Raw genomic sequence first — 23,926 nt, 5'->3', positions numbered from 1 at the left:
AGTGTTTCAATATTTAAGGAGTCAAAATTACTGCTTTTTCTTCATCACTAAAAGCTTTCGATTGCAAAATATACTCCTTGATATGGTTTTTTAAAATTTCGTGTTTTATAGTTTTATATTGCTTCAGTAAAAATAATTTATCTTCTTTTATATTGGATTTATACTTTAGTAATTTAGGTGTATTTTCTTGTATTCCTATACGTATAAAACGAGGTTCGATAGCATTTGGTGATTTATTTATGGCAAATTCTATATAACCAACCCCTTCTATAAATAGTCTTTTTTTTTCTTTAAGATTTTTTTCATACCTAGCCTGCAAAGTAATAGCAGCTCCTTTATAAGCTACCAAAACAATATCATCGTCTTTGGTAATTGCAGATAACTGCTTGTTTAGTGCTGTTACTTTTGTTTTATCATGAGCTGCTTCTTTATACGCATTTCTAATGGCATCCAGATCTACAGGCATAATAATAAAAAACAGGGGCAGGAACAGGATTAAAAATTTCATGTTATCAACTTACTTTACTTTAAAATTTGCAGTTAATTTTAATGCTACTGTATCTTCAAATTTAGTTACATTTTTTACTTTATAGCTATCCTCTGTTTTGGTTATATCCAGGGTCAAAACCAAATCGGGATTTTTTTCAGGATTTATAATAGCCATAAATTTGATATTGCCCGAGGATTCCATAAACAACTCTTTATTTACAATATCCTCTGTTAGCTCTTTTATTATTTGCATCATACATACGCCCGGGGTAACAGGATTTCCTGGAAAATGCCCTTTAAAAATCTCGTGGTTTTTGTTGATAGTAATCGTAGCTGTTGAAACATTATCTACGGTTTCTAATGTGCTTGTTTTGTAAAAGTCCTTTAGTAGCATAAATAACTAAAAATTAAATCTGTATGACAACCCTAGTTGAAAAACTTTGTTGAACTGGTTTTTTTCTTCGTACAAGGATTGTTCTTCTGAAAAATCATGAAAGTCTCCAGAAAAAACATCTAATGTACCTTGTTTATATCTAGCCTCTATACCAAGACCATTTTTAAATTCATAACCCAATCCTACAGCGATTGAGATATCTATAAAAGTAATGTCATTACCTTCTTCCCTGTTTACAAGACTTACCGGAGTATCATCAAAGTCAAAATCAAGACTTGGGGCAATTATAAAATGTAACCCTGTACCTTTAACGTAAAATTTATTTGCTGCCGTTATAGAGATATAATGAATTTCGACATCATCTGCGTTAAAAAGTTTAGTCTTACCTCCTTGGTTTGAATATCCAACTTCGGGCTGAAGAGCATAAAGCTTTGAAAATCTAATATTTATAAAAGCTCCTGCATACCCTCCTAATTTAGTTTCTAAACCTGAATTGGAAAGGTTGGAGATATTGGCTCCTCCCCGTAACCCAAAAGATGCTTTGCTTTGAGCGGACACTATTCCTAAAGTGCTAAAAAAAATTACTGTCAAAAAAAGGTTTTTCATTTTCAAATCGATTTCAAATTAATGGTAAGCTTTAAGTTTTTATGATTTATTTCTATTAAATCTGCAATAAAATTATCTGTGCTTTTAAATGTAAAAACTACTTTTTCTTTTCCTTTTCCTGATCTAATAATTTTGTGTATTTGATTATTGATTGTATAATAATAATGTTTTTTATTATAAATCTCTGTTTCAAAGACAATATAATTATTAAAGGTGTACGAATTTAAAAACAGGGGGGATTCTTCAATCAACACTTTAAAATCTTTTTTTAAGATATGGATCAATATCTTTTTATTAATATCCTGCAGGATATAATTTACTTTAAAGTCTTCGTTAATAAATGAAAAATCAAAAATTTTGTTTCCCATTTCTGTAGTAAATACTACACGATGATTGTTATCTGTAATTTTTTTTACAATAAAAACCCCGCCAAAATGCTTGTTATACAGATCAATATTTGCTTTATAAACATAGTCTTGGTTTTTATCTGAAAAGTATATGTTTTTAAGGTCTGAATCAGATACTTTGTTTTTTACAAAGTTGTTTTTATCCGGATATGAAGCGCATCCCATCAAGAAAAAACAAAAACTAATGAGCAAATACCTCATCTGGCAGAGAAGAATTTAATATTCTATTAGTAAATACTATTTTTGTATAATCATTTGAAGGTTCTATCATTTTAACCTCAACTACATCTCCTTCGGGATTGAATGTTATATAAAATACTTTAATATATTTTTCTAATTTTTTGTCTTTAGGACTAAAATGAACTTCGCTGTTACCTTGTTTTTTATAATAGTTTATAATAAACTCGCTATCATCAAACATATCTCCTTTTACACTGCTAACAATGAGGTTGTTCAATTTTTTGAATTGCTCACTAGAGCCTATGTCAATATTGCTTTTATTACCTTCGTCATTAATGTAAAGTTTTTCATTTTTAAATACCACCGAGTATTTAAAAGGTTTTACATATTCCCATTTTACCGTATTTGGTGTTTTAAAAGCTAGTTTTCCTGTTGTAACAATATCGTTGGACAAAAAATCCAAATGTTTAAATTGTGTAAAATCACTAGATATGGTTTTTGTTTCTATAGCGTGGGTTTTTACTTTTTCTTTTAAAGCTTTAGCTTCTGCAATACTCATTTTGGTTTGAGCGTTCAGAGCGGTAACGATAAATAATAGTATGAAATAGACAATTTTATGCATGTGCTTTTATCTTAAATAAAGAATCTATGGTTACTGATTCTATATTTTGTTGTTGTAAAAATAACAATAACTGTTCCAAAACAACAATTGTTTTTAAACTAGTATCATGAAGTAAAATAATATCGCCTCTGGATATTTTTTTTGTAATTCGTTTTAGTACTTTATCTGCACTCCTTGATGTTGTATCCAGTGACCTGATACTCCAGCCAATGGATTGCAAACCTGTGGTTTTTAATGCTCTTTTGATCCTTGGGTTGGTCACCCCAAAAGCTGGTCTGTAAAATTGCATGGTTACCCCTATTAGTTTTTTTGTCAAAGTATTTGTTTGTTGCAGCTCTGATATTACTTTTTTTGTGCTCAAAAAACCAAAATAATTAGAATGTGAGTAGGTATGATTACCTATAGAGTGGCCTTGTTGAATACAATCTTTGACTAATTCGGGATACCTTTTGATATTCTGTCCTATACAAAAAAAGGTAGCTTTTGCATTATATTTTTTTAAGAGTTTTAGAACCAAGGGGGTAAATTCAGGATTCGGACCATCATCAAATGTAATAGAAACCTGATTTTTTTTAATATTCTTGTTAGAGTTCAAAGATTTAAAATGATAGTTCCACTGTATAAATACAGAACCACAGACTGTAATATTAAACCAAATAAGGGCTAATATAAAATAAAACCACAAGGGTACATCAACTACATAATTGGTTATAAGTAAAACCAAAAAAACGAGCGCTGTTATCGTATTGATGTATTTAAAACTTAGCATTTACGTAGTAAAGTGAAGCTATGATTTTCTCCCCTGTACTGATTGTACAACAAAATAGTAGTATAGTTGGATCCCGGAGTTTTATTTATTTTGGCTATTTCTGGCAGTTTCTGTGTTTTTAATATTTTTGAAGCCAGCCATATCCCAAAAGAGGATGCTGTATGAAACTCGCCACACAAATGTTTATAGTACACTTGCTGGGTATCCTTAAATAACCCTGAACTTAATTGATTGTAAAATGTATCATCGTATTTTACGTCTCCATTATTTCCTAGTACAATAATATCTATATCCTCAACATTTATATTATTATCTTTTAAAAATTGTTGCGCGGTATTTAAAATCTCAATTTCTGGTATTATATTATAGGTTTCTATTGCTAAAATTTCTGCATAACAAGAATCTTGTTTTTTATTAGATAACACAAAGAAATTTGCGCCTTCACCAAAAATTGCGCCTTCTGTATCAGAGCTTAATATTTTGGCAGTTTCAATTTTTTCTGGCTTAATATGATTAATAAGTTTATGGATCGTTACTGTATGGTCTCCATGTTCATCAACCCCACCAATAAGGATTGCATTTGCTTCGTTATTTTCTAATTGTAATTTGGCATCTAATAATGCTGACTCAAAAGATATGCTTGCATGTACATAAGTAAAATTATAGCCTTTGCACTGAAGTTCTAAAGCTATTTGCCCCCCTACTGTGTTATGTGTGGATTGTATAAAGGATGTTGGTGTAAGGTATTGTTCTTCATTATCTATAATTGCACTAACAAATTTTTCTGAATCTCTAACGCACCCCATACCTGTACCTGTAATAATAGCATCTACATTTTCTAAATTAGCATCTTTTAACGCTATTTTAGAAGCAACAACCCCCATTTTAATTCCTTTTGCCATTCTGCGTGCTGCTGCCGGATTGATGTATTGTTTATAATCCGGATTAACCACAGAAATTACGTTATTGGTATACGTTAGGGTTTCCTCTAAAAAAATATTGTTATCAAAAGTTTTTTGAGATGAAATAGATCCAACACCGGTTATATAGACTTTCCTCATATATATTTAACTAAGCAACATTTATACAAATATCGGGCACTACGTTTATTATTGTTCTTTCGAAAAAATCAATGTAGAACAATTACCTCCAAAACCTAAGGAATTAGACAATACTGTTTTCAACTTTTTTTCTTTGAGTTTTAATTGAGGGGTTATATCCAGCTCTTTCATTTGGGTCTTAAAATTCAGATTAGGATAAATCACATTGTTTTGAAGTGCCAATACCGCATATACAGCTTCAATAGCTCCTGCTGCTGCAAGAGTATGCCCTGTATATGCCTTGGTAGAGCTAAAATCGGGAACCTTGTCTCCAAACACTCTTATAATTGCACGTCCTTCAGACAAATCATTATTTCCCGTTGCGGTTCCGTGTGCATTGATATAATCAATATCGCCTGATGTAAATTCTGCAATTTCCAAAGCTTTTTGCATTGCTAAAGTTGCCCCGTCCCCATTATCTGAAGATGCTGTTTGGTGATACGCATCATTTGCATTTCCATATCCTTTTACATATCCTAATACCTCTTTATTTTCTGCAACAACAACTTTGTCTGATTCTAATACTAAAAATGCTGCGGCCTCACCCAAATTTAAACCTTTTCTATTTTCGTCAAAAGGAGTATTATATGTGTCTGATAATATCATTAAGGTTTTGAACCCGTTAATAGTAAATTTTGACAAACAATCTGTACCGCCTACAACAACTCTGTCTAATTTACCGGATTTGATTAATCTGGCACCAAACATTATAGCGTTTGCGGCAGAAGAGCAAGCTGTGCTTATGGTGGTAACCAGGCTTTTTTTGATTCCTAATTGTTCTGCTATTTTTTGAGTAGAATCTCCAGCATGATGCCCTTCGATGTATTTTTGAATCTCTTTATTTTTGAGATAATCGTAATAATAAGCTTCTGTTTTATCCATCCCGCCAACACTGGTGGCCGAAATAAGCCCTGTTTTATATGTGTTAATATCTAATATCCCTGCGTGTTGTACAGCCTGTTTGGCTGCAATAGCTCCTAGTAATGCTGTTCTGGAATAGTTATTATCGGGGGACAATCCTAATTGTTTTTCTAACTCAAGATTTGTGGATGCTATTTCACCAACCATAATATCCTCCTTATGAATGGTATTAATTTTGGAAATCCTGGAAATTCCTTTTTTACCATTTATAAGCGATTGATAATTTTCTTCGACATTGTTTCCAATAGAAGAAATTATTCCCATTCCGGTTATAGCAACACCTTTATTCATTTAATAAACAATATAACTTATTTATTTTGTTCTGTGCTCTGTAATATATTTTGCCATTACTTCTATCGATCCAAAAATTGCGCGCCCTTCTTTTGGATCTGTTAATTTAATTCCATAGTTTTTATCCAGCATCACAATAAGTTCTAATGCATCAATCGAATCCAAACCTAAACCATCACCAAAAAGGACATCGTCATCTGCAATATCTTCAACGGTTATATCTTCTAAGTTTAATTGCTCAATAATGTTCTTTTTTAGTTCTTGTTTTAAAACCTCCATATTATGTATTATATAATTTTACTATATTTTTTTTGGTATGTGCTATAGTTCCTTCTTTAGAAACCAAATATAAAAACGCTTCATACGTTATTCCATCAAACTCTACCCAACCGCAAAGTACTTCGCTGGCTTTGTTTGCAGACAGCAAACTGTTTGTGTAGTCTAACAGATATTGTGCATTAAAGCTGTCAAAGATAAAAAAACTATTTTCAGAATATAATTTATGTTTAATACTTATCTCCCCAATACAAATATTGGGCAATGTATATACAAAAACTGCGGGGCTTGGATAATAATTATCTTTATCCTGAATAGATTCCTGATGTTTTTTGTCGGTATCTAAACTTGATGATTTATTTGAAAACACTATAGCAATGTTATTTTCTTCTTCGGGATTTAGTTTTTCTTTGCTTAATAAAACTTCGGATGCCAAAAAAGCTAGTTTGCTTAGCCCATCCATTTTAAAAAACTTGGGATATTTGATATCCATACTTCTGTACGCTGCTTTTATAAATTCTAAAAAATCAAAAGATTCTTCACAATTATACAACACAGATTTATTTAATGCTACCTTATTATTTTTTATCTGGCTAAATGATTTTATGTAATAATTGGCATTCATAAATCAGTTACTTTTTTTTACAAACAAATATGGTATGATATTCTCCAACCGCTAAATCTTCTTTTATGGTCAACCCAGCTTGGTCTACCAGTTCCATCAATTCGGTTGCTTTATACATTTTACTGTTTCCATTGGCCAATACGGTAAAATATAAGGATGTAGCTTCTAAAATAAACTTAGCATTATCAAATTTTTGTCTGTCTGTATATGTTTCCATAATTAAAAGCTCTGTATTCTCCTCCATGGATCCAACACAAACTTTTAATATTTTTAAAATTTCATCTTTAGAAAAGCAATCCAAAAACTGGCACATCCAAATAACATCTGCTCCTGTAGGGATTTTAGGGTTTTCTGACAACCAATCTATTTCATGCCCTGAAACCCGATTTTCAAATCCTTTATCTTTTACATTAACCAATGCTTTTTTTAACTGCCCTGGCAAATCAATCATTTTTATAGATACTGTTTCATTGTACTTGCAACCACTAATTGCAAATTTTCCTGTATTGGCTCCAATATCAAATATCAATCCAGGGTTTTTTCTAAAAACTATTTCTAGGGCATCTTGAAATATGTCATCAGAATAGTGATGGTCAAATTCAAACCAGGATTTTTGTACTTCGGGAGTTAATTGTGACAGGCCTTCGTATATAGTATCCCAGTTTCCTAATTCTTTTAATCCTTCTGGTTTTCCTTCTTTAATAGAATCGTTTAAATGGTACAGCCCTTTATAACACACATCATTGGTGAAATTAATATTAACGTCGACCGTTTTATTATATGTCAAAAAATAACCAATTGTAGTGATCTCATATTTGTTATCGTCGTTTTTGATAACAATATTTGAGCTTTCGGCAATTTCTAACAGAACTCCAATACCATAAACGCTAATGGATAGTTCTTTGGAAATATCCTCTATAGAAATCCCTCCTTTTTTTCGTCTATTAAAAATAAGATCTAGAACACCTAGTTTTCTTAATGAAATTGTAGCTTGAAAAACAAAAGGCGCAAAAGCTATTTTTTGAGCTTCCTGAATTGCATCTATAGCTTTTATCTTTTGAATTGACATATCTTTTAGAATAAATTATTTTACTTTTTGAAATAATACTGCTGTATTACAGCCTCCAAATCCAGAGGCTGTTTTTAAAAAAACATCTAATTTTTTTGATGTTGTTTTTGTTATAATATTTAAAGGTTTTGATACTCCCGGCTCGCTAAATCCTAAAGAGGTATACAAGGTATTGTTTTGTAATGAATGCATCCCGACAATAGTCTCTACCAGTCCTGAGGCTCCTAATGTGTGTCCAAAATAGCCTTTTAAACTATTTAATGGTACTTTATTTAATCCTAATCTGTTAAATGCGATTGCTTCTGTTTCGTCATTAAACAATGTTGCTGTGCCATGTGCTGAAATGTAGTCAATGTTTTCAAAAGTAAGATTACTTTCATTTACAGCAGATTTTACACTTCGACACAATCCTTCTCCGGTTCGGGAGGGGCCAGAAATATGGTTTGCATCATTACCAGAACCTTCTCCCAAAACAACAACTGCATTTTTTGACAAAGCATTTTCATCCTTAGTGATCAAAATACTTGCTGCAACTTCTCCTATATTTACTCCTGATCGGTTTTTATCATAAGGTTTGCATGGTTCATTACTTAATGCCTGAAATGAATTAAATCCGGTTACTATAAATTCAGTTACAATGTCTCCGCTAACGATAAATACATTATCATATACTCCTTGATTAATGTATCGTTTTGCTATTGCAATAGATAAAATTCCTGAAACACATGCATTTGAAACTACAATAGCTTCTTTTTTAAAACCCAACGCTTCTTTTATTACTTGCCCTAATGTGCTTAAATAAGCTCTCTCTTTGGGGAATTTACTGTTTTTATCCAAAACATCTATATTTCCTTTTGTGGTTGAAATTATTAGCCCTGCCCGATTGGTCAATGGTATTTTTGATAAACTTATGACTTTACTTAATGATGAAATCATCATTTGTTCTAAGTGGGTAAAATTTCCTTTAATACCTAGCAAATTAAAATTGACAAGTAAATCTTTTTTGTTTATTATGGAAGAATAAAATGGCTGAGACAATATACTTTTATCTTCTATAAGCTGTAAGCCAGAGTTTTGATCATGAATATTTTGCACAACAGATTCACTATCAAAACCAAGGGATGATATTATATTATTATATGAAGCGTAAATTTTATTCATCTATACTTATAAGTCCTTCTTTTTGTTTCCATTTTTTAAAAAAAGATGGTATTGTAAGAGATAAATCCCCATTTCCTGTATCTCCTACAAATACTTGTACTGTTTCACCTGTACAAACTAATTTTTGATCTTGATTATAGATTTCATATCTAAAAATCATTTTGGCGGCAGGGCTGTCTACATAAATTGTTTTTATAGTGGCAATATCTCCATACCGCAAAGGTAATTTATGTTCTGTACTGGATTTTACAATTGGCGTGGCATAGCCAAATTTTTTTTGATCCAGATAAGAAATACCATGATGCCTTCCAAAAGCTTCTCTGCCATCTTCAAAATATTGAATATAATTACCATGCCAAACGATCCCTAAAGGGTCGGTTTCTACAAATCGCACTCTTACCTGAGTAATAAAACTTATTTCCTTATTATTTTTATACTGCATTTTTCTTTTCATTATAAATAATAGAAATTAAGGCTGTTATTATAAAAAACGATAAAAGTAATGTTATTTCGGGAATAATTTCTACAAAACCAGCATTCCTTAAAAACACGTCATAAAAAGCATTTAAACCCCAGTTCATTGGTGAAATATTTGATAAAAGCTGCATGAATTTTGGCATTATAAAAACTGGTACCCAAACACCTCCCAAAGCTGCCAGGATAACTACAAAGGTTGCCCCAAATGGTGCTGATTGTTCTTGTGTTTTTGCAACTGTACCTAACAATAAACCTAAACCGATTGCTGCTAAGCCTGCAAAAAAGGCCACAATAAATAAATTAGGCAATCTTTCTGAAACGTCTAATGTTGGCAGGCCCATTTTGGGAAACAAAAACACACCTATCAACAGCATTAAAACGAATTGAATTAAGCAAACGGCTAAATAAACGATTGTTTTTCCTCCCAAAACTGTTGCGTACGACACCGGGTTTGTTCTTAATCGCACAAAGGTTCCCTGATTTTTTTCTTTTACTATATTTATAGATAATGGTACAATAATAAAAAAGATCGCAAATAGTGTCCAGGCAGGTATATTATGTTGAACAGAATTAGGAATCATTTCTTTATCTCCTTGCTTTGGTACTATTTCTTTAAAACTAATAAAATTATCTGTTTCAAAAACGGCTTCTGTATCGTCTTCGGATATTTGTTCCTGAAAAGCATTGTATATAGATTGTGTTTCTATTTTAGAAATCATTTTATCAATACCATTTTTTACTGAACTTTTAAAAGTTTGTTGGGTAGCAGGATCAAAATAAAGCCTGACTTCTTTATTTAAAATTTTTTCTTTTGGCTTAACCCCAACCTCTTCTTCCAACCCAAACTTAGCCAAAATACTTTCTACATTCTGGTTAACCTTCTTTTCTAAATCCGTTGACAACTTTTCGGGAATTATTATAGCTAATTGATAATCTCCTTTAAATACTAGTTCTTTTGCTTTTTCTTCTTCGTTTTTTTGAATAACCTGAAAAGTATTAGATTCTGTCAAACTGTTAATTATAGTTTCGGATACTAAACCATTGTCATTATTTACAAGAAGTATTGGTATTTTATTTTCTCCGATAGCTTTAAAAGAACTATCTTGAATTATTGTTATAGTTATAATTAACACGACTGGCATTATAAATAAAATGGCAATCCCCCCAATATCCCTGGTAAGCAATAAAAACTCTTTGTATGTAGATGCTAATAATTTATGCATGATCCCTTAGTGCTTTTCCTGTTAAGGATAAAAATATGTCTTCCAGATTATTTGCATTTTCTTGATTAGAAATTAGTTCTTTTGGTTGCCCTTGGGTTATTATTTTTCCGTGATCTATAATTGCAACTTTAGTACAAAAATCTTCGGCTTCATTAAGGTGATGTGATGTATAAACAATAGTGGTTCCTTTTTTATTCAAATCCCTTAAATACTTAATAATTACGTTTTTGGATTGCACATCTACCCCTACGGTTGGTTCGTCCAAAAATAACACTTTAGGCTCATGTAATATACTTGCTATCAAATTAACGCGCCGTTTCATTCCGCCAGAAAATGTGTCTACTTTTTTATTTGCAAATCTGGACAGCCCTAGTATATCCATTGCTTCCATTACTTTAAGTTTTAATTCTTTGCCTTTTAACCCATACATGCCCCCAAAATACATAAGGTTTTCAAAAGCTGTCAAAGATGGGTATAAAGCGTACTCTTGCGGTACTATCCCTATTAATTGTTTCAATTGGTTTTTTGAAGTTTTATAGGTCAATCCATCTATGGCAAAGGTTCCTGATGTTGGTTTTATTAAAGAGCACAGTAATGAAATCAAAGTAGTTTTTCCTGCTCCATTTGGGCCAAGTAGTCCAAAAATTTCTTTTTCGGCAATAAACAAATCTAAATTTGATAAAGAGTACGTGTCTGCGTCTTTGTATTTTTTAGATAATTGTTCAATATTAATCATGCCTTATTATTAAATAGCTTTCTTTAGTCTTTTAAAGAATGTTTCTTCCTGATTTGCTATAGTTTCTAATTGTAAAGCTATATTGTTATATACATCCTCTTTAGCACTTCTGTTTTTATAAATACGAGAGGCATCCAAGGCAAAATCTCTCCACGAGTCCCCTATCAAAGTCATTTCTGCGGATAATTTGGTTAGCTTATCGTTTTTTAGGAGTTTACCTGCTTCTTGCAAAAAAGCTGCATAGATATATCGAAATCCTCCGCCTCCGGTCCCTATTTCTTCCTGCATCCTTACTACTTGTCCCAAGTAATGGTTAGCTACTTTTGTTCCTTTCTTTTTTGGCCATTTTCGAATTAACTTAGCAACTGTCCGAATCCCTTTAACTCCAACGATTGGCACTGGAGCCAGCATATCTCTGCACGTTTGTTTTATTCCTTGTACTATAGCTTTTTCTATAGTTAGTTCTTTGGGAAAATCTGTAGGATAATACATGTGCCCTTTGGGAGCAAAAGCGCCTTTGGCAAAACGTACTTTTTCTAATTCTTTTTCTGTTAAGGTTGTTACTGTTTCCATTACGGGATCGCTTATTAAATAGGTATCCTCTTTTTTGCCATAAACAACCAGGTTATGGGCATTAAAATGAAATCTGTATTCGTCTGGAAAATATACCAGATTATATACTCCTACCTGAAGTCCTACAGGGTTATTTTTATGAAGGTTTTCGTCTAAACGAGCTTTTGCCTTTTGAGGGGTTTTAAATTTTTCTCGTTTTATTTTTATCCCAACCCTTTTGGCAAATCGTTTAAAAATAAATCCGGGCATTGCTCTATAGGTAAGGGCAGGGGCGTGATTTACCATTAAAAATGGTATATAGCAAAATAACAAACCTGATCCAATACCAAATACCATGGGTTCACTAACATTGAATCCATTGTGTTTCATTAAATTAGACACAACACCATTTTCACAGTGTGCAGATTGATGGTGTGTAAAATTAATTTCCATGTTCAATATGTTTTAATTGATCTACCGTTATTTCAAAAATGTCAGCGTATTTTTGTACTATTTTTTGAGGTAGTTTTTGAAACACTTTTGGTTTAAAATGCCTTTTAACTCGCCATTGCCACAGACCAACATAACTTGCCAAAATCCCTACATCCATTTTATGAAGTTCCATATAGTACTCTATAGGGCTTGTTTCCTTATTTATAACTCTTTTTTTTGCGTTTTCCACACGCTCGTTTATTTCTTGTATAGCGTTGTTTAAGGCTATAGTTTTGGGAGTCCATCCACTACTGCTTGCTGTTGTGTATTCTCCATTATCGTTAACTGCATAGCATAGCTCTTTAAAATTAGAGGACTCTAAACTACTTTTGTCTTGCGGAACTTCACTTTCTTTCATAACAAACCTATTTTACTTCTTGAATAAATAAATTCATTTCACAAGATAATAATTCTTTCTCTTCTTCGTATATATTACACTCTAATGTACAAATGCTGTATTGTTCTGTATCGAATCTGGATTTTAAAACAGCTTTGGATACTATTGTTTTTTCTGCGCAGGGGCAATGATAAATAGTTACTTTTTTTATTGCACTAATAAAACCAATAAGTTTGGTTCCATTACCTTCTATATCATCGTCTTCAAAATAACTTTTACCAACTATTGCCGAACAGGTTTGTGCTGCGTTTTCGATCAATCCTATTTCATTAAAAATATTGTTTTTAACAAAAATACAGTCTGATTTTATATCAAATGATGTCAATACGTGATTATCATCTATGGACAATACTTTATCTACCATTAAAAACGGGGCTCTGTGTGGCAAAAATTTAGCGATATCTAATTTTTGAAATTTATTCATCATTAGCAATAACGGTTTTCATTTCTCCAGAGGCAATTTTTTCTTTTTTTGCATTAAACACTTCTATTTTTACCATGGTAACCCCCATAAATTCATGTAAGATTTCAGCCTTGGTTGTTATGGTTTCATTCAATTTTGGAAGAGAAAAAATTTCTATTTTTTTTATGGAACCGATATATCCTGTTGGAGCTGGTTTTCCTTTAAGAAAATAGTCATAACCTGTATGTAATGCGACAGTCTGGGCCATGTTTTCTATGAGCCCGGGTTCTAAAAATAAATTATCTTTAAAAAAGATATTTTCTTCTTTTATTTTTAAAGACGATACTACACTTGTCTCTGAAAACTCTAGCAAAGCACTTACCATTTCGAATGGTTTTTTTTGAGGTATGAGGTGTTCAATATTTGTGAGAGGCAAGTTTATTGTTTTCATTTTAGCATACTGTTAAATAAGCATAGGTATAAGAAAATCTTGCACTTTCGGGAACAGACAATAATATTTTATCTCCTTTTTTAAGGTTTCCTGATGCAACCAGTTCTTCCAACATTATATAAATTGATGCCGCTCCGATATTACCGACTTTTTTTAAGTTCATAAACCAATTTTCCCATGGAATTTCTACCGCATTATTTTTCATTTCCTGGTATAAATTTTCTTTAAAATAGTACGAAGAAATATGTGGCAGATAGTAGGTTATATCTTCAGGTTTGACATTATGTTTTGTTAGTGCTTTTTTTAAACTGTCTACTCCTTTTACAAGGATATTTTCGGCAAGTAGCTTAACATCTTGTTTTATTGCGAACAATGATTTTTGAGCCCATTCCTCAGAGGGGTATTCGCTCCATGATTTTAACAATCCGGTATCCAGCTTATCTCCTCCTGCATACATACATGCCTCGATTTGACCTGCATAAGAATAACCTTCCATCCATTCTATTTTTAATGGCAGCTTACCATTAGGCTGATCTTCTAAAAGGAAGGCTCCTGCCCCATCGGATAACATCCAACGTAAAAAATCTTTATTAAAAGCCAATATTGGTGTTTCTTCCAGTTTTTTCAAATGTTCTATTTCATTTTCAAAAATACCAGATTTCATCCATGATGATGCTCGTTCAGACCCTGTGCAAACGGCATTGGTATTTTGTCCGGATTTGATTGCCAAATAACCATATTTTAAAGCATTCATTCCAGAACAACAAGCTCCTGAAGGGGAATTGATTTCTATGTTTCCATTTTTTAAAAATCCATGAACCATAGCGGCATGAGATGGCAATATCTGATCCGGGCTTCCGGTCCCACAGGATAACAACTGAATGTTTTCTGTAGTAAAATCTTCATCACATAAAAGTTCTATTGCTTCTTTGGTAAGTTGGGCATTATTATGTGTTATTTCTCCTTTATCATTAAGAGCGTAATATCTGGTTTTAATTTGATTGTTACGTAAAACAACACGTCTGGCCTTAGATGTTTTTCCATTAACAACACCTAATCTTTCTTCCATATCTTCATTATCGACAGGTTCATTAGGTAAAAACTTTGATATTCTGGTAATGTAAACGTCTTTCATTAATTGTTCTTTGTGTCAACAGATGAATAATATATTTTTTCTCTGGTTATTTTTTTATACATAAAGATATAAGTAACCAAAAATACAATAAAAACTAGTGGTGCTATAATCCAAATAGCAAATAACAAATAATAATTAAATAAAATAAGATTTTTTTTGCGTTTTGGATCTCCTGCTTTCCCTCTTTTATATATTAGGTTTGCCCATTTAGAAAACAATAGATTGGCTCTTTTGTCTGCTAAGACTAAAAATGGTTTAATTTTTACTGCTCCTAACTTTACTATTTCTTTTTGCAAACCTACATAGTTGTTTGCCCGTAATGCTTTTTTTATAGAAGGTACAAAAGTTACTACATTACTTATGTCCTTATCAGAGATTCCTGGTTTAGGAAAAAATCCTAAAAGCCTGTTTTTTTTGCCTTTAAACATCCAGTGTGTTATGGTTAGCACACTTATATGATTAATATGTCTGTCTACCAATGCTATATTGCCAACTAGTTTTGCATTACAAGAAACCAAAAGAGTTTTTACTTTTTCTTGTGCTTGAATCCACATATTCCTACATCCAATAACAGTAATTACCGGGGTATTATTGAGTATTTTTTTTGCGTTTTCGGATTTCAAAAAAGAATTGACAGGAATGGATGGGGTTAAATACCAGACTTGGTACCCTAAAATAACCAGATCATATTTTTTGTTGAATATTTTGGGGTCAGGTTCTTCAACAGGGCTTGGAATTTGAAGGAAGGACTCGGGGAATACATCAAAAAAGGCTTCTTTTTTCCAAGGAAATTCGTACATATCCTTAGGGGTTATCTGAAGATATGTTACATTTATATCTTCGTCCTCTAAAGAAGAGGATATATTACTAACAATGTCAAACAGCTGTCCTGTTTGTGAATAGTAAATAACCAATACTTCTTTCATCTGTCTTTTTTTGCATTCCAAAAATCGAAATAGTTAAACCATTGTAAAGGATATTTATCTAACATCCATTTTACGCTTTCTGTATATTCTTTTAACAGCTCTTTGGCATCTCTGTGTTTTGCTTTTGCTTTTCTGGCATAAAGGTGGTAATGTGTATTGGTTTCTTTCATTACATACACAAAAAGCACTGGTACTTTTAATCTTGAGGCTAAAAGGAAGGGGCCTGCCGGAAACTTAGCTTCTTGCCCTAACAGGTCCTGAATTAAATATTTGGCTCCTTCAAAATAACGATCTCCTGTAATACATACAATTTCATTTCTTGCCAGAGCTGCATTAATATGAAAGATATGAGAAAGATCTTCTTTTATATAAATAAACTTGATATTAGATTTTTGCACAACACTATCCAGATAGTCTTTTATAGCAGTATGTTCTGTATTTGTTGTAAGGAGGCTAATTGCTGCATTTTCTTCCAGTTCTCCAAAAAAATGCTCTGCAATTTCAAAGTTACCAAGGTGCGCGCTAATAAGAACCCCTCCTTTTTTTTGCTTTAGTGTTTCATTTATTAGTTCGACACCATCAAAATTATATGTAAATTTATTTCTAAGACCCGAAGATATAGCCACCTTATCAATAATAGTTTGACCAAAAACATAATAGCTTTGAAATATTTTAAAAATACTTTTACGCTTAGAATATTTAAGTCTTGTATTAAAATAATAATATATAGATCTACTACTGGCCAAAGAGAAAAAACAGAAATACAGGGCAACAAAATACAAAACAAAATAAGCAGAGCTCAGCCCTACTTTTTGAATAAAAAAAACAAATATTTTATATCCAAACACAGTACCTCTGGACTTCCCTTTCCATTCAGTAGTCATATATGCCTATAGCGATTTTATTTTGTTTTCTATAAGATCGTAAAAATCTTGAAGTGTTACCACATTTACAAAGTCCTCGCCTATTAATTTTACCCCAAAATTGGATTCAACAGCTACTACAAGATCAACAAAATCCAGGCTATCCAGCTCAAGGGCTTCTTTTAAGTTTGCTTCTGGAAAAATATCATCTTTCTCTACTTCAAATTCATCAACAAGAAAGTCGTTTATCTTCTCAATAATAACTTCTTTATCCATATTTTATTTATTAATTTTTTTTATTATCAATGCTGAATTTGTTCCCCCAAACCCAAAAGAATTAGACAAAAATACATCAATTTTTTTATTCAGGGTTTTCTCAACCAAATTTAGTTTAGCTGCATCTTCATCGGGATTTTCTAAATTTATATTTGGAGCAATAAAAGAGTGCTGCATCATAAGCATAGAGTAAATAACCTCGCTTGCTCCTGCCATCCAGCATTCATGCCCTGTCATTGATTTTGTAGAGCTTACATAAGGTCCATTTTCTCCAAAAACTTCAAGTATTGCTTTTGCTTCATTGGCATCTCCAACTGGTGTTGAAGTAGCATGTGCATTTATATAATCAATAGTTGAAGAATCGATATTTGCTTGTTGCAAAGCTTTTTTCATTGCTCTGGAGGGTCCATCGACGTTTGGGGTAGAGATATGTTCTCCATTTGAAGAGAATCCATATCCTACGATTTCTCCTAATATTGGAGCTCCTCTTTTAACGGCAGATTCATAGCTTTCTACTATTAATGTGGCTCCACCGCCACTAGGGACTAATCCATCCCGGTTTTTATCGAAAGGGCGTGAAGCTTTTTCGGGATTTTCTATATTTGTAGAAAACACTCCCAATCCGTCAAAACTTCCCATTGCCAGTTTATTGATCTCCTGTGCACCACCACAAATAATACAATCCTGCATTTCGCTTTTAATCATTTGATATGCCAGACCTATTGCATGAGAACCGCTGGCACATGCTGCACTAATTGTAAAGTTTATTCCTTTTAATTTAAAAATGGTAGAAAGGTTCATCGTAACGGTAGAGTTCATTCCTTTAAAAATAGCTCCGGAACCTACTAATGTTGTATCCTTTTTTTCCCTAATTTTATCTACAGATTCAATAACAGATTTTGCTGTACTGTCATTGCCATAAAGTATACCTACTTCATTTTCATCAAGAAAAACCTGATCTATTTTTGCATTTTTTAAGGCTTCTAGCGTCGCTACATACGCATAGGCTGTTTCTTCACCTATACTAATACGTTGTCGTCTGGATAGTATATTTTTAAGATCGGGTTCTTTTATTACTCCTGTTAAACAAGACCGATATCCAAATTCTTGTCTTTCTTGGTCAAATCCAATTCCAGATGTTCCATTGTATAGTGATGTTTTTACTTGTTCTAAATTTTCACCGATACAAGAATATATCCCCATTCCTGTAATTACAACTCTTCTCATATATTTTTTGAATATTTTATGAGTAAATCCCTCCGTTTATATTAATAACTTCGCCAGTAATATATGAGGCTTTTTTAGAAACCAGAAAAGATACCAGGTGTGCAACTTCTTCGGCTTCTCCAAACCTGTTAACCGGAATCAGCTTTTTAAGCTCGTTTTCGTCCAATTCATTGGTCATATCTGTCTTAATAAATCCGGGTGCAACTGCATTTACGGTAATGTTTCTTTTGGCTACCTCTTGCGCCAAAGCTTTTGTCACCCCTACCATAGCTCCTTTTGCAGCAGAATAATTGGTTTGCCCTGCTGTTCCTTTAACTCCTGACACAGAGGCTATATTTACAATCCTCCCGTATCTGTTTCGTAATAATTTTTGAATTAAATGATTTGTAACATTATAAAATCCATCAAGAGATGTGTTAATTACATCTTTCCAGTCCTTTTGGGGCATCCACATAAATAACCCATCTCTTGTGATTCCGGCATTATTTATAATGACTTCAATTACAGCTTCTTTATTGTTCTCTTGCCACAAATCCAATTTTGTTTTTACATCCTCATAGTCATCTACATTAAATTGAATGATTTCTGCGGTTTTGCCAGCTGCTTCCACTTCTAGAAGAGTGTCTTTTGCGGCAACTTCATTGCTATTGTAATTTATTAGTATATGATAGTTCGTGTCTTTAGCGAGTTGTATGCAAATTGCTTTTCCAATTCCTCTGGAACCACCTGTTATCAAAGCACATTTCATTTATTTTTGGTATTGTTATTTAGTTAGATGTGAACCATCTCAATTTATTTTGGAAAACTTCCAAAGTTTTTTATTAATTGAATAATTCCAGGTTTTTAAACCACATATTTTTTAATACTTCTCCTTTAGTATTTAAAAACCCCCAATCTTTTTTATATTTAACTCTTGCTAAGCCATTTACAAAACCCTTTGGGGTATTTTTTTCAAAAATCGAAAAACCTCCTGCAGTAATTTCATAATTTTCTTCAATAATAAGTTCTCCTTTAGTATTTACAAATCCCCACAATTTTTTTAATTTAACCGGTGCAAATCCGTCGTTACTAAATATTTCTGCATCTTTAAATTTAAAAGGGATCGCTGTTTCTCCTTTTGTATTGATATATCCCCATTTACCATCTTTAAACACAGGGGCTAATCCGTTTTTAAAAGCTCTTGCCTTATCAAATATTGGTTCAATTATCCATTCTCCATTTTTATTGATATATCCTACTTTATCATTCTTTTTTGCATAAGCGTATTCTCCATTTACAGAAAAATCCCAAATCTTTTGAGCTCCGGGCACTTCTTTGAATTGTCCTTTGATAATTAATCCATTTAGCAGGCCTTTGGTAGCGACAATAACATTGCTGTACACATTACTTATACTTTCAAAATCGGGTTTAACAAAGTATTTTCCAGAACCGTCTATCAAACCCCATTTTTCATTTTCTTTTACTTTAGCATATCCGTTTTCAAAATCGAATACTTTTTCAAATTTCGGTTTTATTATGATTTCTCCTTTTGTATTAATAAACCCTACTTTATCTTCATTTCTTATTATGGCAAAACCATCTTTAAAGTCATAGATTTTATCGGTATTGACATTAGTAAGAATTTTTTCTCCTTTGTTGTTAATGTAAAACCATTCTTTATTTTTTAGAACTACTGCTATGCCAGAATCAAAAGCTTTAACTTTATCATAATCAGGTTTTACAACCCATTCTCCTTTTCTATTTATAAATCCCCAATACTTATCTATTAATGCTGGTGCCAAATCTTCAGAAAAGTTTTTTGCATCCTTGTAGGTTGGTGCTATTTGCCAATCCCCTGATTTTGTAATATAGCCAAATTTGCCTTCAAAATTTGCTAATGCCAGTTCTTGAGCAGATATTATACCAAATGAACAAAGAAAGAGTACAAAAATTAAAAAATATTTAGTGCTTATCATGTTTCTATAGTTTTATTATTTGTAATAAAATCTTTTATCCGGCTTTCATACAGATGTATAACTACCTCTTTTGTAAATATAGTAACTATATTTTGTATTACATTATACACTGTAAAGAGACTACGGTATTACTAGTTATTATCAATTGATTCCTGTTATATAGATTTAACAATACAATTGCATAACATACTTTTGTGTCGACCAGATAGAAATTATAGCCTGAACAAAAGCAAAAGCAATCAAAAGTATTTTTGCAATCATTATGCTTCTGCTATTTCATTAGTTATAATAAAATCTTTTACCCGATTAACATAAGGATACATAACAACATCTTCTGTAAATACCGGAACTATGTTTCGTATGGCATCGTACATTTTTTTGGTATCGGAAGAAACCTGATCTTTTACTTCTAAGTACTCTATTGCCTGAACAATTGTAATTAATTCTATAGCTACAACCTCAAATGCATTTTCAATAACTTTTTTTGTAATTAAAGCTGCATTGGTCCCCATACTTACAATATCCTGATTGTCATTATTATTAGGGATACTATGTACATACATTGGATTGGACAGCATTTGATTTTCTGCTGTGGTCGAAGTAGCGGTAAATTGCACTCCTTGCATACCAAAGTTTAGACCTAGTTTAGCCAAATTTACAAACGGAGGGAGTATCTCGTTCAGTTTTGAGTTCAATAAATAATTTAACTGTCGTTCTGCCAGCATGGTCATTTTGGTAACTACAATTTTCAGCTTATCCATTTCTAAAGACACGTAATCTCCATGAAAATTCCCTCCATGATACACATGCTTTTCTTTAACATCTATAATAGGATTATCATTGGCAGAGTTTACTTCTTCTATAAGAATTTTTTCTGTATTGTTTAATGTATCCAATACTGGTCCTAATATTTGAGGAACACAGCGTAATGAATAATATTCTTGTACTTTTTCTTTAAAAACAGTTACTTCGGTTTGATCGGTATACAGGTATTCCTCTCTTTTTCTAATCAAAGAGCTGCTTTCCAGATGTGTACGCATTTGCTTGGCTATTTGTTGTTGCCCGATATGCTTTTTTGTGTGGTTAAGCTCATAAGATAAATGGTCGTCGTAGGCTTTTACTATTTCATTTATTGCGCATGATGCTGCAATCATCCAATTTAACAGTCTTCTTGTATAAATAGTATTTACTAATCCTACCCCTGTCATTACAGAAGTACCATTCATTAAACCCAATCCTTCTCTTAAGGCAACGGTAATAGGCTTAAGGTTTTCTTGTTCAAAAACTTCTTTAGTGGTTTTTCGTTCTCCTTTATAAAACACTTCTCCTTCGCCAATAAGGGTTAAAGCCAAATGTGCTAATTGCACTAAGTCTCCACTAGCACCTACGCCACCGTGTTCATAAATAAGCGGGGTAATGTTTTTATTAATCAAAGAGGTCATAACTTCTATAACAGATTTATGAACCCCGGAATACCCAAGGCACAGTGTGTTTAACCGGGCTAGCATTGCTGCTTTTACATACATTGGAGGAATTGGGTTTCCTGTTCCCGATGCATGACTCCTGATTAAATTATATTGTAATTGGTTTCTCTGGTCATCATCTATTTTGTATTGTGCCATTGGCCCAAATCCTGTATTTACGCCATAAATGATTTTATTTTCAGAAAATTCTTTTAAAAAATTAAAACTTTCTTCTACCGTCTCTAAAACATTTTCTCCTATAGCAATTGGTTCTTCATTAAATATAATTTTAAAAAAATCCTGTATTTCTAGTTTCCCTTTAAGTATCCTCATTTATGTTTTCCTCAAAATTTTAATGAATATTATTTCAATAACCAAAAATAAAACAGTTATTTTGGTTTGCAAATTTATAATAATTAGGGAATTAATAACTACAGTAATGCTATGAATGATGAAATTATAGATGTTTTAATAATTGGAGCTGGTCCATCCGGTTGTGTTGCGGCCTCTTATTTGCATGCTAAAGATTTTAAAATAAAGGTTATAGAAAAAAATACTTTTCCCAGATTTGTGATCGGAGAAAGCCTGCTACCCAGATGTATGGATCATTTTGAAGAAGCGGGCTTATTAGAATGTTTAAAAGATATTGGGTTTGAAATAAAATCAGGAGCCCGGTTTATAAAAGGATCGCAAGTATGTAATTTTGACTTTAGCAAAAAGCATACCGATGGCTGGGATTGGACATGGCAAGTACCTCGTGCAGATTTTGATAACACATTAGCAAAAGAGCTTATAAAAAAAGGGGTTGATATTGCTTTTGAGGAAGAAGTTATTGATGTCCTTTTTGAAAATGATATTTCAAAAACTACTCTGAAAGACAAAGATGGAAAACATAAAGTTATCCATGCAAAATATATTATAGATTCTAGCGGGTATGGGAGAGTATTGCCCAGAATATTAGATCTGGACAAACCTTCTGAGCTTCCTAAGCACTCTTCTATTTTTACGCATGTTAAAGATATTCACAGACCTATCGGAAAGGAAGGTACACTAATCACATTTGATGTGATTAGTACAGAAACGTGGTTATGGGTAATTCCTTTTTCTAATGGGGTTACCAGTATAGGCTATGTAGGGCCAACAGATTTTCTGGATTCTTTTGAAGGTAATGCGACAGAAAAATTAATGCAAATGCTAAAACTTTCAGATTATTTTTATGAGAGATTTAAAGATGTTAGTTTTATGTTTGATCCTATGCTTATCAAAAACTATTCAAAATCTGTAAAACAATTGTATGGAAAAGGATATGTATTAACAGGAAATAGTGCCGAATTTTTGGATCCTGTATTTTCTTCGGGTGTTACATTTGCCACAGAATCTGCTTTGTTGGCAGCAAAACTTATTACTAAAGAACTACATAATAAAGTGGTTGACTGGGAAGAAGAATACTCAAAATATATTAAAGACGGGGTAGCTGTTTTTGCATCGTATGTAAAAGAGTGGTACACAGGAAATCTTCAGAAATTATTTTTTCATCGCCCTGAAAACCCAGAAATCAAAAAACAAATATGTGCTGTCCTGGCAGGTTATGTTTGGGACAAAACAAATCCTTTTGTAACCAAACATAATAGATTAATCAAAACATTTGCTCATTTTATAGATATAGAAAATGACGAGAAAAAAAGCGTAGATAAGCTTAAAAACAAAAAAAAATAGCAGATACATTTATTAAATGTACAAGAAGAAGTAAAAGAGGGTGTCTGAAAAGTCAAACACCCTCTTTTTTTATTGTGAATTTTTCAAAAAAAATAGTTCTAAAGAAGGTTTTGCTGAAAGAAATAAAAAGTTTTTTTAGAAATTATCATGAATATTTCTACTAAATTTTATCAAAAATCACTTTTTAGACAGCTTCTTACAATAGCATCGAGAAACAGATCATAACTTTCTCTTAAAAGTAAAAAAAAGACTTGTTTTATTTGCACTCTATTTACAGAAACTTTTGATTGTTTCTTTTTTCATCTGCATCACAATTAGGGCAACCATTATTACTCTTTTTATCCCTGCTCCCCGCTACTTTCTCTACTTGTACCAAATTACAACTTTGCGGGCTTTTTTCTACATTTAGTTTTTCTGCCTCGGGGCTTACTTTAAGGCGGTAGATATAATTGTTCTGGTTGGTGGATAATCCCCCATAAAAATTATCGTTAACCTTTGGTATAATCTCCAGATATCCTTTATCCTCTTTGGCATATTGCAGCTCCCAACACTCGTCTATCGTAAATTGTAGTTCTGCCTTGCCATTACTATCAATAAAAGCGGAAGATTTTTTAAGATACTTCCGCTTTTTATATTCAAAATTATTACTATTCTTAACTTTTTAGTTATTTATTTTCACTCTACTTTTATGAATCCAACCTTTTTGTCCTTTAAAAGATACATA

At 32.2% G+C, this 23,926-nt stretch carries 28 protein-coding genes; 1 reads left to right on the top strand and 27 read right to left on the bottom strand.

Annotated features, from left to right (window positions below):
• Window positions 1-13: 13 nt before the first annotated feature.
• The 27 genes from ACZIYX_RS18040 to flxA all read right to left on the bottom strand — a co-directional run bounded on the left by ACZIYX_RS18040 (window position 14) and on the right by flxA (window position 21,819).
• Window positions 14-508, bottom strand: a complete 495-nt coding sequence (locus ACZIYX_RS18040; protein WP_462683655.1) for a hypothetical protein — start codon at window positions 506-508, stop codon at window positions 14-16.
• 9 nt (window positions 509-517) lie between these two features.
• A complete protein-coding gene (locus tag ACZIYX_RS18035) occupies window positions 518-883 on the bottom strand; it encodes a 3-hydroxyacyl-ACP dehydratase (RefSeq protein ID WP_462683654.1) in 366 nt (121 codons plus the stop codon).
• Between the two features lie 6 nt (window positions 884-889).
• The gene (locus ACZIYX_RS18030) at window positions 890-1,474 is read right to left on the bottom strand and encodes a porin family protein (RefSeq protein ID WP_462683653.1); all 585 of its coding nucleotides are present in this window, start codon (window positions 1,472-1,474) and stop codon (window positions 890-892) included.
• A gap of 17 nt (window positions 1,475-1,491) precedes the next feature.
• On the bottom strand, window positions 1,492-2,097 hold the full coding sequence (gene lolB2, locus ACZIYX_RS18025) for a flexirubin biosynthesis protein LolB2 (RefSeq protein WP_462683652.1): 606 nt from the start codon (window positions 2,095-2,097) through the stop codon (window positions 1,492-1,494).
• Window positions 2,078-2,698, bottom strand: a complete 621-nt coding sequence (gene lolA2 / locus ACZIYX_RS18020) for a flexirubin biosynthesis/transport protein LolA2 (RefSeq protein ID WP_462683651.1) — start codon at window positions 2,696-2,698, stop codon at window positions 2,078-2,080. Before lolA2 ends, lolB2 begins: the two co-directional genes overlap by 20 nt.
• Window positions 2,691-3,293 carry a polysaccharide deacetylase family protein gene (locus tag ACZIYX_RS18015; protein ID WP_462683650.1) on the bottom strand — a complete coding sequence of 201 codons (603 nt, stop codon included), beginning with the start codon at window positions 3,291-3,293 and terminating at the stop codon, window positions 2,691-2,693. The genes lolA2 and ACZIYX_RS18015 overlap by 8 nt, the downstream gene beginning before the upstream one ends.
• A gap of 167 nt (window positions 3,294-3,460) precedes the next feature.
• The gene (locus tag ACZIYX_RS18010) at window positions 3,461-4,528 is read right to left on the bottom strand and encodes a beta-ketoacyl synthase N-terminal-like domain-containing protein (protein WP_462683649.1); all 1,068 of its coding nucleotides are present in this window, start codon (window positions 4,526-4,528) and stop codon (window positions 3,461-3,463) included.
• A 48-nt stretch (window positions 4,529-4,576) separates the two neighbouring features.
• Window positions 4,577-5,779 (bottom strand): beta-ketoacyl-[acyl-carrier-protein] synthase family protein, encoded by a 1,203-nt coding sequence (locus ACZIYX_RS18005; protein ID WP_462683648.1) that lies wholly within the window; start codon window positions 5,777-5,779, stop codon window positions 4,577-4,579.
• Between the two features lie 21 nt (window positions 5,780-5,800).
• Window positions 5,801-6,058, bottom strand: a complete 258-nt coding sequence (locus tag ACZIYX_RS18000) for a phosphopantetheine-binding protein (protein ID WP_462683647.1) — start codon at window positions 6,056-6,058, stop codon at window positions 5,801-5,803.
• 1 nt (window position 6,059) lies between these two features.
• Window positions 6,060-6,680 (bottom strand): 3-oxoacyl-ACP synthase, encoded by a 621-nt coding sequence (locus ACZIYX_RS17995; protein WP_462683646.1) that lies wholly within the window; start codon window positions 6,678-6,680, stop codon window positions 6,060-6,062.
• Between the two features lie 7 nt (window positions 6,681-6,687).
• The gene (locus ACZIYX_RS17990) at window positions 6,688-7,749 is read right to left on the bottom strand and encodes a methyltransferase (protein ID WP_462683645.1); all 1,062 of its coding nucleotides are present in this window, start codon (window positions 7,747-7,749) and stop codon (window positions 6,688-6,690) included.
• A 15-nt stretch (window positions 7,750-7,764) separates the two neighbouring features.
• Window positions 7,765-8,910, bottom strand: a complete 1,146-nt coding sequence (locus ACZIYX_RS17985; protein WP_462683644.1) for a beta-ketoacyl synthase N-terminal-like domain-containing protein — start codon at window positions 8,908-8,910, stop codon at window positions 7,765-7,767.
• Window positions 8,903-9,352 (bottom strand): acyl-CoA thioesterase, encoded by a 450-nt coding sequence (locus ACZIYX_RS17980; RefSeq protein ID WP_462683643.1) that lies wholly within the window; start codon window positions 9,350-9,352, stop codon window positions 8,903-8,905. Before ACZIYX_RS17980 ends, ACZIYX_RS17985 begins: the two co-directional genes overlap by 8 nt.
• Window positions 9,342-10,610, bottom strand: a complete 1,269-nt coding sequence (locus ACZIYX_RS17975) for an ABC transporter permease (protein ID WP_462683642.1) — start codon at window positions 10,608-10,610, stop codon at window positions 9,342-9,344. Before ACZIYX_RS17975 ends, ACZIYX_RS17980 begins: the two co-directional genes overlap by 11 nt.
• The gene (locus ACZIYX_RS17970; protein ID WP_462683641.1) at window positions 10,603-11,346 is read right to left on the bottom strand and encodes an ABC transporter ATP-binding protein; all 744 of its coding nucleotides are present in this window, start codon (window positions 11,344-11,346) and stop codon (window positions 10,603-10,605) included. The genes ACZIYX_RS17975 and ACZIYX_RS17970 overlap by 8 nt, the downstream gene beginning before the upstream one ends.
• A gap of 9 nt (window positions 11,347-11,355) precedes the next feature.
• Entirely contained in the window at window positions 11,356-12,351 is a 996-nt protein-coding gene (gene darH, locus ACZIYX_RS17965) for a BtrH-related acyltransferase DarH (RefSeq protein WP_462683640.1), read from the bottom strand.
• A complete protein-coding gene (gene DarG, locus ACZIYX_RS17960) occupies window positions 12,341-12,748 on the bottom strand; it encodes a flexirubin biosynthesis protein DarG (RefSeq protein ID WP_462683639.1) in 408 nt (135 codons plus the stop codon). Before DarG ends, darH begins: the two co-directional genes overlap by 11 nt.
• 7 nt (window positions 12,749-12,755) lie before the next feature.
• Entirely contained in the window at window positions 12,756-13,214 is a 459-nt protein-coding gene (locus ACZIYX_RS17955; RefSeq protein ID WP_462683638.1) for an ABC transporter permease, read from the bottom strand.
• Window positions 13,204-13,641, bottom strand: a complete 438-nt coding sequence (locus tag ACZIYX_RS17950; RefSeq protein ID WP_462683637.1) for a hypothetical protein — start codon at window positions 13,639-13,641, stop codon at window positions 13,204-13,206. Before ACZIYX_RS17950 ends, ACZIYX_RS17955 begins: the two co-directional genes overlap by 11 nt.
• Before the next feature lies 1 nt (window position 13,642).
• Window positions 13,643-14,776 (bottom strand): dialkylresorcinol biosynthesis protein DarB, encoded by a 1,134-nt coding sequence (gene darB, locus ACZIYX_RS17945; protein ID WP_462683636.1) that lies wholly within the window; start codon window positions 14,774-14,776, stop codon window positions 13,643-13,645.
• Window positions 14,776-15,702, bottom strand: coding sequence for a dialkylrecorsinol condensing enzyme DarA (locus tag ACZIYX_RS17940; protein ID WP_462683635.1), 927 nt, complete (start codon window positions 15,700-15,702; stop codon window positions 14,776-14,778). The genes darB and ACZIYX_RS17940 overlap by 1 nt, the downstream gene beginning before the upstream one ends.
• Entirely contained in the window at window positions 15,699-16,586 is an 888-nt protein-coding gene (locus ACZIYX_RS17935; RefSeq protein WP_462683634.1) for an LpxL/LpxP family acyltransferase, read from the bottom strand. The genes ACZIYX_RS17940 and ACZIYX_RS17935 overlap by 4 nt, the downstream gene beginning before the upstream one ends.
• Before the next feature lie 6 nt (window positions 16,587-16,592).
• The gene (locus ACZIYX_RS17930) at window positions 16,593-16,841 is read right to left on the bottom strand and encodes an acyl carrier protein (protein WP_462683633.1); all 249 of its coding nucleotides are present in this window, start codon (window positions 16,839-16,841) and stop codon (window positions 16,593-16,595) included.
• Between the two features lie 3 nt (window positions 16,842-16,844).
• Window positions 16,845-18,068: a beta-ketoacyl-[acyl-carrier-protein] synthase family protein gene (locus ACZIYX_RS17925; protein ID WP_462683632.1), complete on the bottom strand. Its 1,224-nt coding sequence runs from the start codon at window positions 18,066-18,068 to the stop codon at window positions 16,845-16,847.
• A gap of 16 nt (window positions 18,069-18,084) precedes the next feature.
• Window positions 18,085-18,816, bottom strand: a complete 732-nt coding sequence (flxB, locus tag ACZIYX_RS17920) for a flexirubin biosynthesis SDR family reductase FlxB (RefSeq protein WP_462683631.1) — start codon at window positions 18,814-18,816, stop codon at window positions 18,085-18,087.
• Window positions 18,817-18,889: 73 nt separating this feature from the next.
• Window positions 18,890-20,023: a WG repeat-containing protein gene (locus tag ACZIYX_RS17915; RefSeq protein ID WP_462683630.1), complete on the bottom strand. Its 1,134-nt coding sequence runs from the start codon at window positions 20,021-20,023 to the stop codon at window positions 18,890-18,892.
• 260 nt (window positions 20,024-20,283) lie between these two features.
• Window positions 20,284-21,819, bottom strand: coding sequence for a flexirubin biosynthesis tyrosine ammonia-lyase FlxA (gene flxA, locus ACZIYX_RS17910; RefSeq protein ID WP_462683629.1), 1,536 nt, complete (start codon window positions 21,817-21,819; stop codon window positions 20,284-20,286).
• 111 nt (window positions 21,820-21,930) lie between these two features.
• On the opposite strand from flxA, the gene ACZIYX_RS17905 reads away from it, so the two are divergent.
• Window positions 21,931-23,202: an NAD(P)/FAD-dependent oxidoreductase gene (locus tag ACZIYX_RS17905; protein WP_462683628.1), complete on the top strand. Its 1,272-nt coding sequence runs from the start codon at window positions 21,931-21,933 to the stop codon at window positions 23,200-23,202.
• Window positions 23,203-23,926: the final 724 nt, after the last annotated feature.

This window comes from Aquimarina sp., from assembly GCF_977115655.1.
Note: the sequence above shows the minus strand (reverse complement) of the source record. Positions and strands in the feature narration are given on the sequence as shown.

Excerpts from the sequence above, each read along its gene's own strand:
- ACZIYX_RS18040 (WP_462683655.1), bottom strand. The coding sequence starts at position 508 with ATGAAATTTTTAATCCTGTTCCTGCCCCTGTTTTTTATTATTATGCCT.
- ACZIYX_RS18035 (WP_462683654.1), bottom strand. The coding sequence starts at position 883 with ATGCTACTAAAGGACTTTTACAAAACAAGCACATTAGAAACCGTAGAT.
- lolB2 (WP_462683652.1), bottom strand. The coding sequence starts at position 2,097 with ATGAGGTATTTGCTCATTAGTTTTTGTTTTTTCTTGATGGGATGCGCT.
- lolA2 (WP_462683651.1), bottom strand. The coding sequence starts at position 2,698 with ATGCATAAAATTGTCTATTTCATACTATTATTTATCGTTACCGCTCTG.
- ACZIYX_RS18010 (WP_462683649.1), bottom strand. The coding sequence starts at position 4,528 with ATGAGGAAAGTCTATATAACCGGTGTTGGATCTATTTCATCTCAAAAA.
- ACZIYX_RS18005 (WP_462683648.1), bottom strand. The coding sequence starts at position 5,779 with ATGAATAAAGGTGTTGCTATAACCGGAATGGGAATAATTTCTTCTATT.
- ACZIYX_RS18000 (WP_462683647.1), bottom strand. The coding sequence starts at position 6,058 with ATGGAGGTTTTAAAACAAGAACTAAAAAAGAACATTATTGAGCAATTA.
- ACZIYX_RS17995 (WP_462683646.1), bottom strand. The coding sequence starts at position 6,680 with ATGAATGCCAATTATTACATAAAATCATTTAGCCAGATAAAAAATAAT.
- ACZIYX_RS17990 (WP_462683645.1), bottom strand. The coding sequence starts at position 7,749 with ATGTCAATTCAAAAGATAAAAGCTATAGATGCAATTCAGGAAGCTCAA.
- ACZIYX_RS17985 (WP_462683644.1), bottom strand. The coding sequence starts at position 8,910 with ATGAATAAAATTTACGCTTCATATAATAATATAATATCATCCCTTGGT.
- ACZIYX_RS17980 (WP_462683643.1), bottom strand. The coding sequence starts at position 9,352 with ATGCAGTATAAAAATAATAAGGAAATAAGTTTTATTACTCAGGTAAGA.
- ACZIYX_RS17975 (WP_462683642.1), bottom strand. The coding sequence starts at position 10,610 with ATGCATAAATTATTAGCATCTACATACAAAGAGTTTTTATTGCTTACC.
- ACZIYX_RS17970 (WP_462683641.1), bottom strand. The coding sequence starts at position 11,346 with ATGATTAATATTGAACAATTATCTAAAAAATACAAAGACGCAGACACG.
- darH (WP_462683640.1), bottom strand. The coding sequence starts at position 12,351 with ATGGAAATTAATTTTACACACCATCAATCTGCACACTGTGAAAATGGT.
- DarG (WP_462683639.1), bottom strand. The coding sequence starts at position 12,748 with ATGAAAGAAAGTGAAGTTCCGCAAGACAAAAGTAGTTTAGAGTCCTCT.
- ACZIYX_RS17955 (WP_462683638.1), bottom strand. The coding sequence starts at position 13,214 with ATGATGAATAAATTTCAAAAATTAGATATCGCTAAATTTTTGCCACAC.
- ACZIYX_RS17950 (WP_462683637.1), bottom strand. The coding sequence starts at position 13,641 with ATGAAAACAATAAACTTGCCTCTCACAAATATTGAACACCTCATACCT.
- darB (WP_462683636.1), bottom strand. The coding sequence starts at position 14,776 with ATGAAAGACGTTTACATTACCAGAATATCAAAGTTTTTACCTAATGAA.
- ACZIYX_RS17940 (WP_462683635.1), bottom strand. The coding sequence starts at position 15,702 with ATGAAAGAAGTATTGGTTATTTACTATTCACAAACAGGACAGCTGTTT.
- ACZIYX_RS17935 (WP_462683634.1), bottom strand. The coding sequence starts at position 16,586 with ATGACTACTGAATGGAAAGGGAAGTCCAGAGGTACTGTGTTTGGATAT.
- ACZIYX_RS17930 (WP_462683633.1), bottom strand. The coding sequence starts at position 16,841 with ATGGATAAAGAAGTTATTATTGAGAAGATAAACGACTTTCTTGTTGAT.
- ACZIYX_RS17925 (WP_462683632.1), bottom strand. The coding sequence starts at position 18,068 with ATGAGAAGAGTTGTAATTACAGGAATGGGGATATATTCTTGTATCGGT.
- flxB (WP_462683631.1), bottom strand. The coding sequence starts at position 18,816 with ATGAAATGTGCTTTGATAACAGGTGGTTCCAGAGGAATTGGAAAAGCA.
- ACZIYX_RS17915 (WP_462683630.1), bottom strand. The coding sequence starts at position 20,023 with ATGATAAGCACTAAATATTTTTTAATTTTTGTACTCTTTCTTTGTTCA.
- flxA (WP_462683629.1), bottom strand. The coding sequence starts at position 21,819 with ATGAGGATACTTAAAGGGAAACTAGAAATACAGGATTTTTTTAAAATT.
- ACZIYX_RS17905 (WP_462683628.1), top strand. The coding sequence starts at position 21,931 with ATGAATGATGAAATTATAGATGTTTTAATAATTGGAGCTGGTCCATCC.